We start from the raw sequence: 18,028 nt of genomic DNA, 5'->3' as shown, positions 1-18,028 counted from the left end.
TCAAACCTATCGATGCAGGTTTGTGATAATTTTTTTTCTGCTGATCACAGCAAGTAGCTTGTACGTCTCTCCCTTGGGCTTGACCTTTTCGACTGCGCGCCAGTCGACCTTCTCAGGCTTGGCATATCCACCAACCAGACCGATGAAGACCGTTTCCTTATCCAGCTCCAGTTCGGTCACAACCTTTGACTCCCCAGGCATGACCTGAACCTCTTTCACGTCAACAAAGGTGGTTCCAAGAGCGTTCTCGTAGTCTTCCGTCGCCTCTTCAAACGAGGACTGAAGCAACTTGCCGTCATCACCCAGCTGAAAGACCCAGACATCAATGGGAACACTCTCACCAAGATCATTCTTGTTTGATCCCGGCTCAGAGAAAATGGTGACATCAATCAGGCTCGGCTGGTCTTTAGGCTCTCCCACTGGGATGCCCGGATCCATGACCACCTTGAAAACCTTCTCAGGTATCTTCTGCGCTTCGCATGCGCCCAGCACCAGAAGTGCTACGAACATGCAGACCAAGTGTAAGCTCTTTTTCAGGAGCGCGTGTTGTGTCCAACCCCAGTTCATTTTCTGCTAGCCGCCTTATTATTTTGGAAGCTGAAGGTATTGGGTGTACTGATCCTCCATCCCGCTTACTCCGCAGCACAGAGCTGATGACTGCGCATCTCACGGTCGTAAACCTGACGGAAAATCTCCCAGAACATGCGGGTTAGTCCACGCTGCCGGCCTGAGCGCATTTCATTGTAGTAGTGCTCGTACATCTGCCAGTTCCAGCTATCCAGATCGCCTGTACGAGGTGCATGCCCTTTGTAACGCGCAAAGCGCTTGGTCAGGTTCTCAGGAGAAAGGCCAAACAGAACCGCTTCCAGTGCTTCGTCGGCGGCGATGCGGCTTGCCTTCTCATGTAACTCAATCTGCATGAGGCTCTCTTCAATGGCGGATGGTGCATTCAGGTGCACAGGGCTTTGAACGAGCAGCAAATCTTCGATTGCCTGTTCAGGGCTTTGCGCCAGTCGGATTGGGTTGTCTTCCACCGGATGCAAGTGGGTATCGTTCATGGAAGACCGGTCTTCCCACTGCTGAGCGTGAATGGACATCAGACCGGAAATCGCTGTCCTCAAAGCCGCACCAACTTCCTGCGTAATGCGGTTTGCCTCAGGCAAACTCATATCGCCAATCGGTAGTCCCAATGCAGACAGGAGAGGACGCAGCACTACGTGATCCACCATGCCTTCTTCGCCCGTTTCAGATAAAGAAACCGACCCATGCCAGCTCTCGGTCTCCTGAATATCGCTGACCAGCATTTCCTGCCCGCCCGAGTTCGTCAGGGATTCAAGATAGCTATCCATTTCCGGGTCAACCGGCTCTGTACTCGTCGTGGACATTGCGTGGTTTCCTTTTGCTTGGGGCATAATCATGAGGCGGTGATGTGCTTGAGGGTCATCGATACCCACCGCCTTACCGCTGTATTCGAGTTGCAATCCCAGCGTGCCCAGAAGATCTTCATCCTGCTCTTGCTGCTCAGGCTCACTGTCGTGATTGAGTTGGGAGAGAGGGTCCTGATTTCCTGGCAGGCCTTCTTCATCCTGCTGGTCAAGAACCTCAACCGGATCACAAAGAAGCGCGTTGGAGCGTTGATTGCTTGCGAAAAAGTCTTCGCTCAGATCGCTCTCAAGGCGATCGGCCAAGATGTATTCAATGTTGCTTTGAGACTGTTCGTCTTCATCCTGCAAATGCCCTGACACGATGGTATCAATGGCTGCAAAGCGGCCCGCCCACTGCTCGCTATGATCCTCCAGCTCGCTTCCTTCAGCGACCACATAGGTTGTCAGCTTAAACGCCCCAACTTTCCAGACATCACCATCTGAAATGCGAAAGCGTTGCCCGGACGGGATTGGTCGGTTTGAACCGTTTACGATGATCCCTTCATCACCAACGGCTTCGGCGCAATAAACACCATCCTGAAAGAACACCCGCACATGTTCGCGGGAGACGGAGTTGTGCCTATCCATCAGCTGCCAATGGCACTGTGCTCCAGAGCCGATGCTCCCACCGGTTTTCTCAAACGTGGCGGTGGCTTTGCTGCCGTTCTCTAGCGTGGAGGTGTTGTTGATGACTAAAACCAGCTTCATTTTACCTCCTACAACCGCGCTGAAATGAGAACTTCGCGAGGGCTCTCATCGCCTTTGTCGAGAAACGTCGACCAACCCAGCCGTCCTTGATACTCATCGGAAAGCTCAACAGGTGCAGCCTGTTTGGGTGCAAGTTCCAGTTTGATGTCGTAGGCATGCTGATCGCGTAGCATGAACTCCACCAGATCTCGCAGGGCCTTGTAATCACGCCCGTGCGGGAGAAAGTCCTGAAAGCGCACGAAACTCAGGTTCTTGATGAAGATATTGAACTTACTGGAGATATCGGAAACGCTGTCCCCGATAATGGTGTCTTCACCCAGAAGCATATTGTGCTGTCCAAGTTCGGAGCGTTGAGCTGCAGGAATGTCCACCTTGCGAGCGACCCACTCTTCCACCTCAACATCCTTATGAAAGAAGGCATGTGAGACGACACTGGCAATGGCAGCCGGTGAGCGATTTCGGGAGGCCAATACACCCGCAAATGTGAGCAAGCGTGCCCAATTGATCGGTGATTTGCGACGAGCTTCCTGATCTGAAAGCCCGAAGATGCAGAACACCCATTGAGAGAACGGATCCAACGCCCCAGGTTCATAACGCACGTAGAAGCGATACTTGCGCATGGAACGGTGCAAGAGGCCAACAAGGCGGTTATGGAAGAAATCAAAGAACCCCTTCATCAAGGAGCCCTGCGCATCATACTTGGCTATAACCTCTTGATAGTAAGAGGGAAGCGGCGAACTTGAACCATGCAAGCCAAGGAATGTGACTTCCATATTGAAGTCAGCATAACTGATCGACTCGTCACCTTCTTCTACCTCATCTCGTTTCTCGATACTGGCAATATCAGAGAGCGGAAAGCCGAGAGAATGCATAACACTGAAGTTGATCTTCTCATCTTTTGGCAAAAGATGCGTACCAACCTCATTGCTTTCGTCATAACAACGCTGGATCAACTCAACAGCTTGGAAGAAGGACCAGCTGCGAGCATTAAACTGCATGTCACCTCTTAAATCAGAGGCTGTCGCCCAATTTTCGCTGGCCATTGATAAACTTCATTATTTTGCGTTCCATTCACGATGAGTTCGTGGAACGAATTGACACTTGAATAGAGAGAAAAGAATTCTGCGAGCACACTGCAGAACAAGAACATTTCGCCCTCACTCTGAAACGCCTCTTCATTGAGGGACATGACAGTTTTCAAACCTCGAACAGCCTGTCCTCGGAATAGTTTGTCGACTGGCTTTGTCTCAATCGAAACAATGCCATCAATACGTTGTTTGCTGACCCGCTCGTCTTGCCGGTTCAGGCGCGCCTGAAAATCGTAGGTCGCAATCACAGTCTTCAACGCTTCTTTTTCAAGAAGGGAGACGTAATTGAGAGAAAGATTGGAAATCAGGTTCCAGTAGAGCGATCCATCCAGTGGCGGATAAACTGGCGCTGTTGGCTGCCCCAAGTTCTTAAAGGTCACAAAGCTTGGCGTTTCACCGGTTGGCTCACACACATCCCCTGCTCCCAGTTCCATCGCATGATTGGGATGGAAACACTTCAGATCTGCGGACAGAACTTCATGCTCCGGGATCGCACGCTCATTGTCATGGCGCACAAATGAAACCAGATGCTCCATGCCGCGCTTGCCCAATGCTTCGCGAAGCCGCAAGCGATAGTAAATCTGAGTGAGGCCATCTGCCCGTTCAACTTCGTGATGGAAAGACTCAAAAGACGGATACTCTCGCAAATGAGAGCCACTTGTCGGATCTTTTGCAGCACGCCAACTCATAATGCGGTCGATAGAGAAGATATCAATCGCACCACGCCCATTGGCAGTCGGCCTGATCGGATACCGCATTTGGCTATGATCGATCTTCATCGGCTCAGCATCATAAGCAAACAAGTTCACCGCAGGCACGCAGTAAAGACGGAACGTTCCAGGGCGGACTTTAACCTCTGGCGGAAGAGGCCTAGAGAACGTGAGCTCTAATGAGAAATCTGTTTCTTCGCGATTTCTGAAGAATGGCTCCAGTCCATCGATATCATAGCATTGGAACTTCGCAGGAAAGACGAAGTACTCCTGCAGCAAGCGATATCCCTCATAGGCCGAATTTTCATTGGGAAGCAGGGCCTCAGACCCACCGAAACTGCCCGGCTGTAACGCTGAGATCGGTAGCTTATAGCGGGCAACTTCGCCATCCTCTGCCTCCTCGGAATCAAAGCAAACACTGATGTCCTTCAAATATCGCCCCAGCCACAGATAAAGCATCTGCGCGGCGACCTCATCTCCTGCGATCCATAAACGTAAATCTCGGAAGCTCAACCGGGACAACGGCAAACCAGATAGCGTCTGGAACTTAAGCGTCAGGACAGTACTTTCACGTGAGCGCTGAACGTCCTGCTCGACGATATCAAGCGGATAAACGGTTACATCTGCTGTGGTTTGAAACGGGCAAACAATCTCATCAACTGGCTTCGACAGAATTTGCGAGCCAGCAGGTAGAACCTGACGTTCTGTAATCGCTTTTTCTACGGGCACCATCTGCATCAGTGTTGTTGAAGGAAACGCCCGCAGGAAGTTTGGAATAAGCAACTGCACGAGCGAGTGGGTGAGCTCTGGCAACTCATCATCCAGCTTCTCGCGCAATCTTGATGTCAGGAACGCAAAGCCTTCCAACAACCGTTCCACATCAGGATCCGTGGAGGCATCAGACAGATACTTTGACAGCCGCGGGTTGCGCTCGGAAAAAAGCCGACCGCTCTCGCGCAGATACGTCAGTTCGTCCTGAAAGTAAGAAGCTTTCACAGCTGGTTGCCTGCTTGACTAAACAATGTGGGCGACATGCCCGTCTTTCATGAGGATATCGATTTGCACCTGCTCTCCCTTGCTAAGGGCGGGCATGAGCAAAGTTGCTTTAAAGCGCAGCTCTAACGGTCTGTCGGGATCACGGACAAAATGGACTGATCGCACCTTCACCCGCGGTTCGTATCTCTCGATGCATTGGCGAATAGACGCTGCGATGTGTTGGGTCAGATCGTTGGTCGCAACACTGGACAGGTTGAAATCCACCAGCCCCAAATCCGGAGTAGCAGCAGAAGCCCCTGCTCTGGCATTCAACAGTTTGGCCAAATGACGTTTGATCGAATTTACTTTGGCTTCCAGCAGATCGACGCTCTGAGGAGGAGCTACCTCCTCCTCATCAGCAATCAAACGCTCAAACAAACTGCCCCGAGCTGTCCGAAGTCTACTGTCCCAAACAACGGTATCTTCGCGCTTTCTCATAAGTCAGCCTTAGCTATCCTTGTCCAGCTTACCTACGAGCGACAGCTCAAAGTTCGCACCCATGTACTTGAAGTGCGGACGCACCTTCAAAGACACCTGATACCAACCCGGATCGCCTTCAACATCGGAAACGATCACTTCAGCAGCACGCAATGGGCGACGAGAACGCACATCTTGAGGTGGGTTCTCCTGATCGGCCACGTACTGTCGAAGCCACGTGTTCAGCTCACGCTCCAGATCTTCACGCTCTTTCCAGGAACCAATCTGCTCACGCTGCAGCACTTTGATGTAGTGCGCCAGACGGTTCACAATCATCATGTAAGGAAGCTGCGTGCCGAGCTTATAGTTGGTCTCTGCTTCTTTACCTTCCTTGGTGTTCTGGAAGATTTTTGGCTTCTGCGCTGAGTTAGCCGAGAAGAAAGCAGCATTGTCAGAGCCTTTGCGCATGGTCAGCGCAATGAAGCCTTCCTCAGCAAGCTCAAACTCGCGACGGTCTGTGACGAGAACTTCTGTCGGGATTTTCTCTTCAAGCTGACCAAATGCTTCGAACACATGCACTGGAAGATCGTGAACAGCACCACCAGACTGAGGACCAATGATGTTCGGGCACCACCGATACTTTGCGAAGCTCTCAGTCAGTCGAGTTGCCATCAGGAACGACGTGTTCCCCCAGAGGTAACTTTCGTGCTCTTCAGTCACATTCTCGTTGTAAACAAAGGAGTTAACCGGATTTTCTTCTGCGTCATATGGCATACGCAGCAAGAAACGAGGGCAGGTCAGGCCAACATAACGAGAGTCTTCACTCTGGCGGAAACCCATCCATTTACGGAACCGTGGCCCTTCATAGATGGAGAACAAATCTTTCTGTGCAGGCAGGTCCACGTACTCGTCAACATCGAACATCTTTGGACCAGCAGCCGCAAGGAATGGAGCGTGTGCCATTGCACCGACAGAAGCAGCAAACTGCAGCAGTTTTACATCGCGAGCACCCGGGCCAAAGTCATAGTTCGCAATCATGGCGCCAACTGGCTCACCACCAAACTGACCATAACCACTGGAATAGACGTGCTTGTAAAGGCCGGATTGTACGACTTCCGGGCTCGTTTCAAAGTCTTCCAGCAACTTGTCTTTGGAAACAGAAAGGACGTCGATCTTGATGTTTTCGCGGAAATCCGTGCGATCAACCAGCAGCTTCAGTCCACGCCAGGCAGATTCAAGTTCCTGAAACTTCTCATCATGAAGGATTTCGTCCAGCTGCGAGGAAACTTTCAAGTCCAACTCAGAGATCATGCGGTCAACCAGAACGCGATTGATCCGCTGATCAACTTCCTGACTGGAAAGGAGGTCGGAAATAAACGCCTCAACGCCTCTGCGCGCTATAGAATAGCTTTCTTCGTCTTCTGGGCGAATGCGCGTCTCTTCCATAATCTGATCTAAAAGAGAAATCGCGGCGCCCGCACCGGTAACATCCGGCTGGCCGGCAGAGGCTGATACATCTACCATGTCATCATATCCATGTTTTTAATTAGAAAAGTACTTGCGGATCAAAACTATGGAGCTCCGCAGCTTTACAGAAATTTTACTTGCAACAGCTCGAAATCAGCTGGTTTCTTCCTGAGAAGACACGACTGCATCCAGCTCTGACAAAAGCTTTTCCCTTTGCTCTTTGTCCTGCAAAATCTGCTCGAGCCGGTTACGGAATGCCGGTATGTTTCCAAGCGGCCCTTTCAAAGCAACCAGCGCTTCACGAAGATCAATTAGCTTTTTAAGTTCAGGCACTTGTTTAACAATGGAGTCTGGCTCAAAGTCCTTCAGGCCTTCAAACTTCAAGTTGACGGCCAGCTGCGCATCCTCATCTTCAACAAGGGTATTTTTAACTGTCAGCTCACGCTCCAGACCAGCTTCTTTCATAACCGATGCAAAGGTATTTTTATCGACGGAAAGCAGCTCGCGGTCTTCAAGAGGCGTGTCATCTTCTTTACCGTTGTAATCACCCAGCATGACTAGACGCAGCGGCAGTTCAACTTCTTCCTGCTGATCACCAGTTGCCGGAACATAACGAATATTAATTCGCTCTTTTGGCGCAACAGAACCTTCCTTGCCAGCCATAGAACTTCCCCATCTCTTCTTAGAAAATCAGAAAACAACTTAGGATTTACCTAAGATTATACTCAAATCTAAAATTAAACACTTTAGCGTCAATTCGACTCTAAATTTTCTTTAGGCCTATCGGAAAGAAAAACGATCGACAACAGAAAAGTAAAAGTTGCATTATTAGACTTTAGTCATATTGATTAGCAAAGTAAATATTCTGAAACAAATAGATTATTCAAACACAACACGTGATTCGCGCCTATTAACACCAATCAGAGAAGCGTAGTGATGGCTAGATCTCTTTCAATAATCAAATCAATACTATTATCGATTATTAAATTAACTACGTCATATATATTTATCAGCCTAACATTTCTAATTTTACTATTTTTAAGCATATTTTTATTCAGGGACACGATCTTCTCTTTCGCACCAACAGACGAAAGAAAATTAATCTATGCGACAGTAGCAATGGCCATATTTTCTGTCATTTGGGGCGTGAGTAACTTAGTTTATGTAAGCATAAAGAAGAAAAAGATTGATTTAAGTAAAAATAAAGACAAAAAAGAAAAGCCAAAGACACCTGATCTATCCTATCTGAATGAGTTTGAACGCGGCTTCACACAGGCACTCCAAACAATCAGCAGAAACTGGGCAGGCAAGGGTGAACGGAAGAAAGGAAAGAACCTCTACGCACTTCCCTGGTTCGTCGTATTGGGCTCTCCCAGTTCAGGTAAGACATCCCTAATCGTTGAATCGAACTTAAAGTTCCCGCTCGCCCACCTATTCTCTCAGGAAGATGCAAAACACGTTCAACCAACCAAGGACGTCGATTGCTGGGTAACTGATGAAGCTGTTCTCTTTGATGTCGCAGGCCAGTTCGTTGAACATGTAAACGGCCAGCAACCAGACTCTAAAGAAACGCATTACTCCGGTTTATGGCGTCGTTTCCTAAAGCTTTTGCGGGATAACCGGCCACGCAGACCGATCAATGGCGTCGTATTGTGTCTGGATCTCTCCGAACTGCTCTCACTCAGCTCACAAGAACGAACAACGAAAGCTGCCCTTGTTCACGCTCGCCTGAGCGAAATGACGGAAGTGCTCGGCACTCGTTACACCGTACACGTGGTCCTTACAAAGTTTGATCTGATTGATGGCTTCCATGAGTTCATTGGATGTCTGGCTGCTGCCGAAAGAACAAAACCGTTCGGCTTTACATTTGATCTTCACGATGGCCGTGATCAGGATAAGTGGTTGGACGAGTTCAATTCAGCCTTTGCCAAGTTTCTTGATGACCTCAACAGCACAGTTGTCGACCGACTTTCTGAAATGCGGTCGGCGCATCAAAGACGCCAGTTATACTTATTCACGCGCGAAATGGCTGGCCTGAGCAACATACTGAGCTCTTTTCTGGGGAAAGCCCTCCATCAGGACAAGTTTTCAACTGCTCCTCATATCCGCGGTATCTTCTTTTCCTCTGCACGTCAGGAGGCCATTCCCACCAATCCGGTTTTACTGGCAACTTCGCAGAAATATGAGATCGCAGCACCAATCCTGCCCATTCATAGTGGCCCATCCAAACAGTACTTCTCTGCTTCACTCTTTGACCAGGTGGTGTTCAAAGAAGCTGGCCTTGCAGGCGACAACATAAAGATTGAACGTGCCAAACGCTTCGCTCTCGTCGGATCAGGCCTTACCGCTTCTCTTCTTTATGTTGGTTTTTTCAGCACCTATTGGGTCGGCTATGAAAATAGTCGGGCACGGGCAGATGAAGTCGTCAATATCACAGAGAGCTTTGAAGAGCTGTTCCAGCAAGGCCCTGACAAGAACCTGAACGCCTCTGGACAGAACTACATCCGTCCTCTCGGCGCACTCACATCTGCAAGCGACATCTTTGGCAATTATCGCGAGAGAAACTGGCTTGTATCCCAACTCTCACTTTATCAGGCTATAAGATCGGCCCGGAAGTTGAAAAAGCTTACGTTGATATGTTGGCCCGCTATTTCCTGCCAGAGGTTGCAGCATATGTTCGAAACGAAATTGCAGCTCTTGGGAATGATGAAACCAGCAAAGACAGCAATGAACGGCTGGAAGCGTTACGCGTCTACCTAATGTTGGGCGATGCTTCCCGGCGAAATGAGCTTCTCGTCAAATCCTGGATGGAACAGAAATGGCAGGAGCAGTTTGAAGGCGATCTTAAGCTGCAAAAAGCGCTACGCGATCACCTTGTCTTTGCCATCGAAACTGCCGGGCTAGAAGCGAAGCTGGACAAAAAACTGGTCAAGACCTCCCAAAGAGATCTGAGAGAAGTACCGCGAGACCTGCGACTCTACCGCAATATCGAGCAAGTGAGTGACAGACAGCTGGCTTCACCCGTGAACTTCAGAAACGACATCGGGCCAGCATACAACATCGTTTTCAGCGGAACCGGCAACACCACTCATGACGACCAACCAATTGGGGTAAAGCAGTTTTTCACAAAAGATGCTTATCTCGACTACTTCGTCAAAATGAATGATGGCCTGTCCGTCGTCGCCGTAGAGGATGCCTGGGTGGCCGATGAGCGGGACACCGTGGAATATTCCCAAGCTGACCTAAAAGAGTTCCGTCGCAAAATCGCATCCCGCTATGCAACGAACTACATCTCCAACTGGAATGACGCTCTAAACCGTTTGGAAATTACGGACTTCAGAAACCTGGATCACGCCGTAGATATTCTGGAAACACTAACTGGGCCAGACAGACCTCTTAATCGGCTCATTAACCGGGTTAAGAGTGAAACAGAAATCTACGAGAGTAAGCTCATTGAGCTTAATGCCGAACAAGCCGTCAATTCTGAGCTGCCCTTCGACATCTACAGAGAACAGGGCCTCCGCGTTCGCCGCGCCTTTTCCAATCTCAATGGATTGGTGGAAGCTGAAGAAGGTGAGAAGGCTTATCTGGAAGATCTCGATGCGGCCCTTAATACTCTTTATGAGTATCTGAAAGACATCCGCCAAGCTGGAGAACGATCTGGCGAAGTTGCATTGGCACGTGCCAAAGCCAGAATTGATCTTCAGGGCGAAGACCCAATCTACACACTCAAACGCATCGGCGTTGATCTTCCCAGCCCACTCAATCGCTTCTTCGCAAAACTGGCCGATCAAAGCTGGAAGGTATTGCTGCAAGAAGCCAAGAAAGAACTGCAACGCAGCTGGAACGAGGAAATCTATGCAGATTATAACCTCAACTATGCGCAGCTCTATCCTTTCAACAAGCAGGCAGAGCAAGAGATCCCTCTTGAAGAGTTTGAAAGCTTCTTCGGCCCTGGTGGCAAGATCGAAACGTTCTACAAAAAGAACTTGATCGTGTTTGTTGATGAGGCAACGGGCGAGCCCAAAACCATCGATGGTCGCCATCTCGCCATCGCTAAGGATTTTCAGGATAATCTCAAGATCATCTTAGATCTGCGCAGAAGCTACTTTAACTCAGAAGGTCTGATCGGTGTGGAGTACAACATCCAGCCAGTCTCTCTTTCCGCAAAACTCCGCCGTGCGGTTATGAACATTGAAGGGCAGATCATCTCCTACTCCCACGGTCCACGTCGCCCGATCCGGGTAATCTGGCCGAATGTTCTCACGAATGAAGCTGAAAGCAGTCTGTCGGTCTTCCCTGCGGGTCGTGGTCGTCCACACACCACCACTTTTAAGGGGCCGTGGTCAGGCTTCCGACTGCTGGATTTTGCCACGACAAAAGGCTTTGATAGCAATGGCGCGCTGATCGAATTCAGCTTCAACGGGCAGAAAGCAACATACTCCTTGCTTCATAAAGGAGCCAGTTCACTGGCACGCAAGCAGCCGCTCTCCGGCCTTATCCTGCCAGCAAAGATGTGATGCCTATGACCACAAAAGATGCAAACTCCGAAGAGGCAGCTCCGGCTGCTTCTTCCATCTTCGTGACATCCTACGATGATCTGGCAAAGGCAGTCCTTTCGCCTATCTCAGAAGGGTTTGAAGATGATATTGAAGATCACCCGGATTTCGATGCCGTAAGTGACGAGTTAATGAAGCGCGGCACACTCTCCCATGGCTCGATCGATTGGAGCCTGGTGGAGCGAGAAGCCCTCAAGCTGTTGCAAAACACGCAAAAGAGTTTGGCCGTTTTCGAAGCACTCCTGCTGGCAAGAATGACACGGAAAACACGTGGTGCGGTGGCCAGTTGTATCAGAGCGCTCGATGCGTGCTTAACAACACCCAAGGCAGAACTTCATCCCAAAGAAGATCGCAGGTTTGAGCTCATCCTCAGGCGTATTTGCGGTCTTTTCAGTCTGGATAGTTTGCCGGGCAAACCCGGATCAGAAGCGGATAAACTTGAGGAAAGCCTTGCCCGGCTGATCAAAAACGAGCTCTTGCTTGAACATGGATTGGTAAAAGATTTTCGTGTCCTTCAAGAACGCATAGAGCTAGAGAAAAAACAGCAAGAGAACGAGCAAGCACGCAAATCCGCCAGTTCTGGCACCCCTGCAGATTCAACAAGTGCCGGAAGCATCGGCTCATCGCCAGCGATGGATGCTCGTTCCTTTAAGCGCCTCACAGCTGAGATCTGCACACTCATTTTTAAGCAAGACCCATCCCTACCTTTTATCTACCAACTCCGACGCCACGCCTGTTGGCAAGAGATAACAGGCGCTCCCCAAATCACCTCAGAACCACGAACCATTATCCCGGCAATATCTATCGATACCTGCGACAAGTATAGGGATGCCTTAAAGCAAGGCACGCCAGATATTTCGATCATTCACCAGTTAGAAACGACACTTTTCTCCATGCCCTTTTGGATTGAAGGCCAGTATCTCGCCGCACAATTGGCACTCAAAGCCGATCACAACCAGGTCGCAAACGCGATAACTGAAAGCACTCAGAGTTTTGTTAGTCGTGTCCCAGAGTTGCGTGAGCTGTGTTTTGATGATGGAACGCCCTTCATCGAAGGAGAAACAGCCGAATGGCTCAACTCAAAGCCCCTGAACAGCGATACGCCCGAACTACTAAGCACACCGCAGGAGCAAAAAGGCCTGACCGACTTCGTCAGCAATCCCAAACTCGCAACCAAATGGAACGGCGAGTACAAATCCCAACGCTCCCCCCGCCAAAAAGCCTTCATGGAACTGGCAATGCTGGAAGACCTCGCCCTCTCCGGCTTCTCCGCCCTCGTCTCCGACCAAACCCTCCGCCTCCAATCCGCCGTAGAAGAAACCTCCATCACAGACTGGGACCCGGAGTTTTTTAAAAGAGCAGCTATTCTCACGCGTAAGAGTCGGCGGTGAGAGTATGACCTTTAAGATGTTCATCGTCTTTCAATTTTGCTTCGAGCCGGAAACTGGTGCATATATAGAGAGAGTACTTTTAGGGTCTGTTCTGTTTGTTGAGATTGGAATGTCGCGGTATCAAAAGCTTGATAGGAATGAACTTCTGAATGCTGCTGAGAGGGTTATTCAGAACCAGGGGGCTCACGCGCTTTCTATTGGCACAGTAGCAGCAGAAGCTGGGGTTTCTCGTGGTGGGATTCAGTCTAACTTTGGCACTCGGGCTCAGCTGATTGATGCACTATTTGACCGGTGGGATGAAGATCTTGAGCGCTATAAGCAAGAGGTACGTTCTCGCGCGCGCAGTGACATCAGCGATCTGGATGTTTTTCTTGCAGCCTCCCGATTGCAGCATAAGCAACAACCTCAGCAAATGTCAGCCATGATGATTTTGACCATGCAAACACAGGCGCACCGTGAAGCCTCTCATGAATGGATGGCGGACAAGCTGAGTTTGATACCTTCTGAAGACAAGCAGAAGCGCCTTGAACGTCTCCGCCTGCTTGTTAGCGAAGCGATGATTGTCATTCATTCGATGCAGCTGACACCGCTTTCTGAAGATGATTGGGACGAGGTTTGGGATGATCTGGATGGAGTGTTCAGAAACGACACCCCATCCTAAACGTTTCATCAGCTTGCCTTAAACAGCGACCTGCTCGTTTCGTTCAGCATCAACCGAGGCTGAGTGTTTGGGTGCGAAAAGTAGATAAATGTAAGGCAGCGTTATCAGTGTAAACATCGTACCGATAACCATACCTGCCACCAGAATTATCCCGATACTGTTGCGGGCTTCTGCACCCGGTCCAGTAACGAGCACCAGAGGAAAATGACCTAAAACTGTCGCTGCTGTTGTCATGATAACAGGGCGCAGTCTGGTCTTTGCAGATTCAATGATCGCTGTTGTCAGATCCTTTCCTTGCTCGACAAGAACGTTTGCAAATTCAACAATCAAAATTGCGTTCTTAGCAACCAGCCCAACAAGTGTGATCACTCCAATTTGTGAGTAGATGTTCACCGAGGTGAACCCCAAGAAGGTGAACAAAAGGGCTGCAGACAAAGCCAATGGCACAGAGCCGACAACAACAATGAGTGGAGTCCTGAAGCTGTTGAACTGCACGCTCAAAGCCAGATAGACAACCGCGATAGAAGCCAGAAGGACAAACATCAGACTGTTGCCTTCCTGCTTAATTTGCCGGGATATGCCAGCGTAATCCAGAGAGTATCCAGCCGGGAGAATTTGCTTGGCTTTCTGCTCCATAAACTCCAGTGCTTGCGCTTTAGTGGTTCCTGGAACCACAGATCCGAGTATCCTGAAAGAACGTTGCTGGTTGAACTTTCCGAGTGTCCTCGGCACTGCAGCAACTTCCAAAGAAGCAATGGAAGACAAAGGAATGTAAGTGCTCTCAGGCCCTTTGATCTGCAGGTTCATGATCTGATCAGGTGCCAAACGGGCATCCTTCTCAACCATTGGCACAACAACATAAGCCTTACCGTCAGCATCAAAACGGTTGAGATATTGATCCGACAGCATGAAAGATAACTGATCACTGACGTCTTTCGAAGTCAGGCCCAGATCAGCTATTCTTGTGTGATTGAGTTTCAGCTTAACAAGTGGTCGATCAATTTTCAGATCAGTGTCAGCATACATAAACATGCCGCTTTGATAGGCTTCTCCAACAAGCTGGTAGCCATAGTTCAGCATGTTTTCGTAGCTGTCAGGTCCTTTGATCACCAACTCAACGTCAAACTGACCAGCAGTTGGCAGCGGAGGCAGCAGCAAAGGCAGCACTTTCAGTCCTGAAACCTGAGAGAGCTCATAGAATAGTCCTGGCAGTATTTCTTGCACGCTCTGCTCTCTCTCAAAGAAGTCGCTAAGCTGGATGCCACCAAAACCACCATTCGCTGTCAGAACCTGCCAAATTTCACCTGCACCTTCGACACGCTTTCCAGCTTCAATTGCCGGTTTCAAGTTTTCGGAAACTGCAGGCAGAGTACTTCCAGGAGGGGCTTGCACGATAAAGTTGATGTTCCCCTGATCTTCAATTGGCGCAAGCTCCTTGGCGGAAAACAGGAAAAACGGGATCATGAGAAGTGCAAAGACAAAACTGAAGGTCAGTATTTGTGCACGCCAGTTCAGCAACCGGATGAGCAAGTTGCCATAAGAATTGCTGGCACGAGTAAACAAGCGACCTATGAAGGCTGCGAACCGTGTCTCCATACCACGTGGGCTGGCCACATAGGCGCTCATGATTGGAGAAAGCGTAACAGCAAAAATGCCGGAGATAAGCACTGCGGCAGCAAGCGTAAAGGCAAACTCCCGAAACAGACTCCCTGACAAGCCGGTAACAAAACCAATCGGCAAGAAAACACTCGCCAGCGTCAGCGTCATTGCGATGATCGGTGAAAACAGCTCTTTTGAACTTTTCAGCGCAGCCTGAAACTTCGACAAGCCCTGCTGCCTATGTCGCGCAACATTCTCAACGACGACAATCGCATCATCCACCACGAGACCAACGGAAAGGACAATTGCGAGGATCGTCAGAATGTTAAGCGTGAAGCCAAGGGCGTACATCACAGCAACACTACCCAGTAAGGAGACCGGAATTGCGGTCAGTGGGACAAGTGAAGCTCTGAACGAGCCCATCAGGATGAGTACGATGAGACCGACGAGTAAGACCGTTTCACCAAGTGTTTTCACAATTTCAAAGAGGGAATCCCTCATTGCGAGTGTAGAGTCGAATGCGATGCCGACATGCAAGCCATCAGGAAACCCGGCGTTGAGTTCCTCCAGCTTTTCATAAAGCGTGTCACCAATGGCAATCTCATTTGCACCTGGCAGAGGCCAGACGGAGAGGAATACACGTTCATCAAAGTTTGAACGTGTTTCGACAATACCAGGCCGCTCACCGAGCTCAACACGGGCAACATCTTTGAGCTTGAGGGTGTACCCACCAAGATCCTTGATCGCTAACTCCTCAAAGTCCTGAGCAAGTTTCAGGTTTGAGTTGCTTATAATGTTGAACTGCTGCTCTTCGCCTTTGACATCACCGATCGCCGCAACAACATTGTTTGAGGCAAGAGCGTTGACAGGTCCTGTGAGGAAAGATTGTAACCAGCTAATCGAACCTGATCGACCCAGATTCTGAGTGCAGGCTCACGCCCACCTTCAACTCTCGCGCGCTGAACACCCTCGATCGAAGACAGCACTGGTACGACGTTACGTGTCAGATAGTCTGTAATCTCGAAGCGTTTCCAGTAATCTGAGGAGACATCAAGATAGAATGAGGCATACGGCCGATCAGCGCGCAAAAGAGAGATGACAGGCTCTTCAGCATCAGCCGGCAAATCAGACCGGATCTTGTTCAGGTTTGCAGTCAACTCAGACAGTGCAGCTGTACGATCCTCATTGATCTTCAGCCACGCTGTCACCGTGCTCTGACCTGCAACCGTCTTGGAATCCACATAGTCCACACCCGGCACGCTCATGGCTGCACGTTCAACAGGCTCGGTTACAAACCCTTGCACAACATTTGCGGCAAGACCTGTGTAGCGGGTAGTGATCTCGATGGCAGAGCTTTCTATAACTGGAAACTGCACAACAGGCAGACGCAGCGCTGATACCAATCCCAGCAAGACAAACAGGAGTGAAATTACGATCGCTAGGACGGGCTTTTTAACAAAGATATCCATACGTCCCTCCTAGTGTTTGCCAGCAGAGATTGCAGAAGAAATTTGCTGTTGTGTCTGTGGTGTAATCAACTCAACAAGCATACCAGGGGACAACTTAAACCCACCATCAGTCGCGATAAGATCTCCCTGAGAAATGCCTTGGCCGATCAGAACGGTCTCACCTAGGTATTGAAGATCAGCAATGTCCTTACGTGTTGCCCGATAAGCAGACTGTTCATCCTGTGCAAGCGCATAGACAAACTGACCGTAGCTGTCAGACTGAATGGAAGAACTGGGAAGTGCGCTATAGTCCTTTGCAGGGGCTGCTGGAACGAGAACCTCCACAAAAGCACCATGGATCAATTGCAGATCAGATACAGAAACAGTGGCTCGATGAACACGCGTTCTGGTGCTTGTAGATATTGCAGCATCACGATGAATAACAGTAGCAGTGACCGGCTTAGCGTCTGCTCCAATCGCCGTAACTTCATCACCGATGGCTAGTTCCATTTGGTGTTGAGGCAATTTGAAGTCTATCCAGATGTCGTCAGTATCGCCTACCACTTGAGTTATCAGCTCATTGACACCTAAGAACTCCCCGACAGATAAGACAGTTGTGTTTGTCTTTCCTGCAAAAGGCGCTCTGATAGTCTTTTTCAGGATCCGGCTTTTAATCTGACCTACTTTGGCTTTTGACGTATCCAGCAAGGCACGTGCATTATCAAGCGCGCTTTGGCTCCCACTTCCAGTAGAACGAAGTTTCTGAGCTCTTTCAAACTTGATCGCGGCAAGTTCTACATCTGCTTCTGCTGCTGCCAATTCCGCTGTTTCTTCCGAAACATCCATCTGCACGAGGAGTTGATGTTTCTCAACCCAGTCTCCGGGTTTGAACCCTAGGTTTACAACTCGGCCAGAGATTTCGGTACGTAGCTCAACTTGCTTGGGCGCTACAACTTCACCAATGACCTGCGTTTGAGGTGCATACAATGTACTTTGCGGATAGACTGCCTCTGTTGCCTCAGAGTGCTCCGGAATTAAAGCAGCTTGTGCAATAGCCTCAGTGATTTGAGTAAACTTAATGTAGCCAAGTCCACCGACGAGACCGGTGATAGCCAGTAAAGCGAAAAACCAGCGTGCAACTGTCATCTTTCTCTCTCTTAACATTGCCGAGGAATTGAGCGAAATAAAATACGATTGTATTTATTATTTCGGCGCAAATTGCGTGCTTTGTTGTCTAGTAAAGCTACGAATGAATTGCGCGCCTGATGATATATAGCTCACTCAGGTCTCAAGAATTACGCCACCTCCTACGTTGGGGAAGGAGGTGGCGCCTTACTTTTGGATTAGGTCTGCGGATTTACCGTCATCCAAGAAAGCTGCTGTTAGTCCCTCGCGATTGGAGACGCTTCGGAGCTGAAGTGAGCTAGCTAACACAGATCTTTATAAATACATTTGTATTTATTGCAAGATTTTTTTGCTAGTTGGATTTTGTTGACGAGATGTTATGAAAGGTCTGCACTG

At 49.4% G+C, this 18,028-nt stretch carries 10 protein-coding genes and 2 pseudogenes; 3 read left to right on the top strand and 9 right to left on the bottom strand.

What is annotated here, in order from left to right; genetic code table 11:
* Positions 1 to 6: 6 nt before the first annotated feature.
* From tssJ to tssB, 7 genes are all read right to left on the bottom strand, one after another.
* Positions 7 to 510 (bottom strand): type VI secretion system lipoprotein TssJ, encoded by a 504-nt coding sequence (tssJ, locus tag JCM12308_RS06425; RefSeq protein ID WP_208608726.1) that lies wholly within the window; start codon positions 508 to 510, stop codon positions 7 to 9.
* 122 nt (positions 511 to 632) lie between these two features.
* Positions 633 to 2,132, bottom strand: a complete 1,500-nt coding sequence (tagH, locus tag JCM12308_RS06420; RefSeq protein WP_054783192.1) for a type VI secretion system-associated FHA domain protein TagH — start codon at positions 2,130 to 2,132, stop codon at positions 633 to 635.
* A gap of 8 nt (positions 2,133 to 2,140) precedes the next feature.
* Positions 2,141 to 3,130 carry a type VI secretion system baseplate subunit TssG gene (gene tssG / locus JCM12308_RS06415; RefSeq protein ID WP_054783191.1) on the bottom strand — a complete coding sequence of 330 codons (990 nt, stop codon included), beginning with the start codon at positions 3,128 to 3,130 and terminating at the stop codon, positions 2,141 to 2,143.
* A gap of 8 nt (positions 3,131 to 3,138) precedes the next feature.
* Entirely contained in the window at positions 3,139 to 4,926 is a 1,788-nt protein-coding gene (gene tssF / locus JCM12308_RS06410) for a type VI secretion system baseplate subunit TssF (RefSeq protein ID WP_054783190.1), read from the bottom strand.
* A gap of 18 nt (positions 4,927 to 4,944) precedes the next feature.
* A complete protein-coding gene (gene tssE, locus JCM12308_RS06405; RefSeq protein ID WP_008549175.1) occupies positions 4,945 to 5,343 on the bottom strand; it encodes a type VI secretion system baseplate subunit TssE in 399 nt (132 codons plus the stop codon).
* A gap of 69 nt (positions 5,344 to 5,412) precedes the next feature.
* Positions 5,413 to 6,906 (bottom strand): type VI secretion system contractile sheath large subunit, encoded by a 1,494-nt coding sequence (gene tssC, locus JCM12308_RS06400; RefSeq protein WP_054783189.1) that lies wholly within the window; start codon positions 6,904 to 6,906, stop codon positions 5,413 to 5,415.
* A 96-nt stretch (positions 6,907 to 7,002) separates the two neighbouring features.
* A complete protein-coding gene (tssB, locus tag JCM12308_RS06395; RefSeq protein WP_008549395.1) occupies positions 7,003 to 7,512 on the bottom strand; it encodes a type VI secretion system contractile sheath small subunit in 510 nt (169 codons plus the stop codon).
* 273 nt (positions 7,513 to 7,785) lie between these two features.
* Between tssB and tssM the strand changes: the two are divergent.
* From tssM to JCM12308_RS06380, 3 genes and pseudogenes are all read left to right on the top strand, one after another.
* A pseudogene (gene tssM / locus JCM12308_RS32980) lies at positions 7,786 to 11,369 on the top strand (type VI secretion system membrane subunit TssM).
* A gap of 62 nt (positions 11,370 to 11,431) precedes the next feature.
* A complete protein-coding gene (locus JCM12308_RS06385) occupies positions 11,432 to 12,799 on the top strand; it encodes a TssA family type VI secretion system protein (protein ID WP_208608729.1) in 1,368 nt (455 codons plus the stop codon).
* A 109-nt stretch (positions 12,800 to 12,908) separates the two neighbouring features.
* Entirely contained in the window at positions 12,909 to 13,460 is a 552-nt protein-coding gene (locus JCM12308_RS06380; RefSeq protein WP_054783293.1) for a TetR/AcrR family transcriptional regulator, read from the top strand.
* 18 nt (positions 13,461 to 13,478) lie between these two features.
* On the opposite strand, the pseudogene JCM12308_RS06375 reads toward JCM12308_RS06380, so the two are convergent.
* Positions 13,479 to 16,528: pseudogene (locus JCM12308_RS06375) on the bottom strand (efflux RND transporter permease subunit).
* A 9-nt stretch (positions 16,529 to 16,537) separates the two neighbouring features.
* Positions 16,538 to 17,653, bottom strand: coding sequence for an efflux RND transporter periplasmic adaptor subunit (locus tag JCM12308_RS06370; RefSeq protein ID WP_054783188.1), 1,116 nt, complete (start codon positions 17,651 to 17,653; stop codon positions 16,538 to 16,540).
* Between the last annotated feature and the right edge of the window lie 375 nt (positions 17,654 to 18,028).

It is taken from the genome of Pseudovibrio denitrificans JCM 12308 (assembly GCF_001310815.1).
Lineage (GTDB): Bacteria > Pseudomonadota > Alphaproteobacteria > Rhizobiales > Stappiaceae > Pseudovibrio > Pseudovibrio denitrificans.
This window is presented reverse-complemented; position numbering and strand designations above follow the sequence as displayed.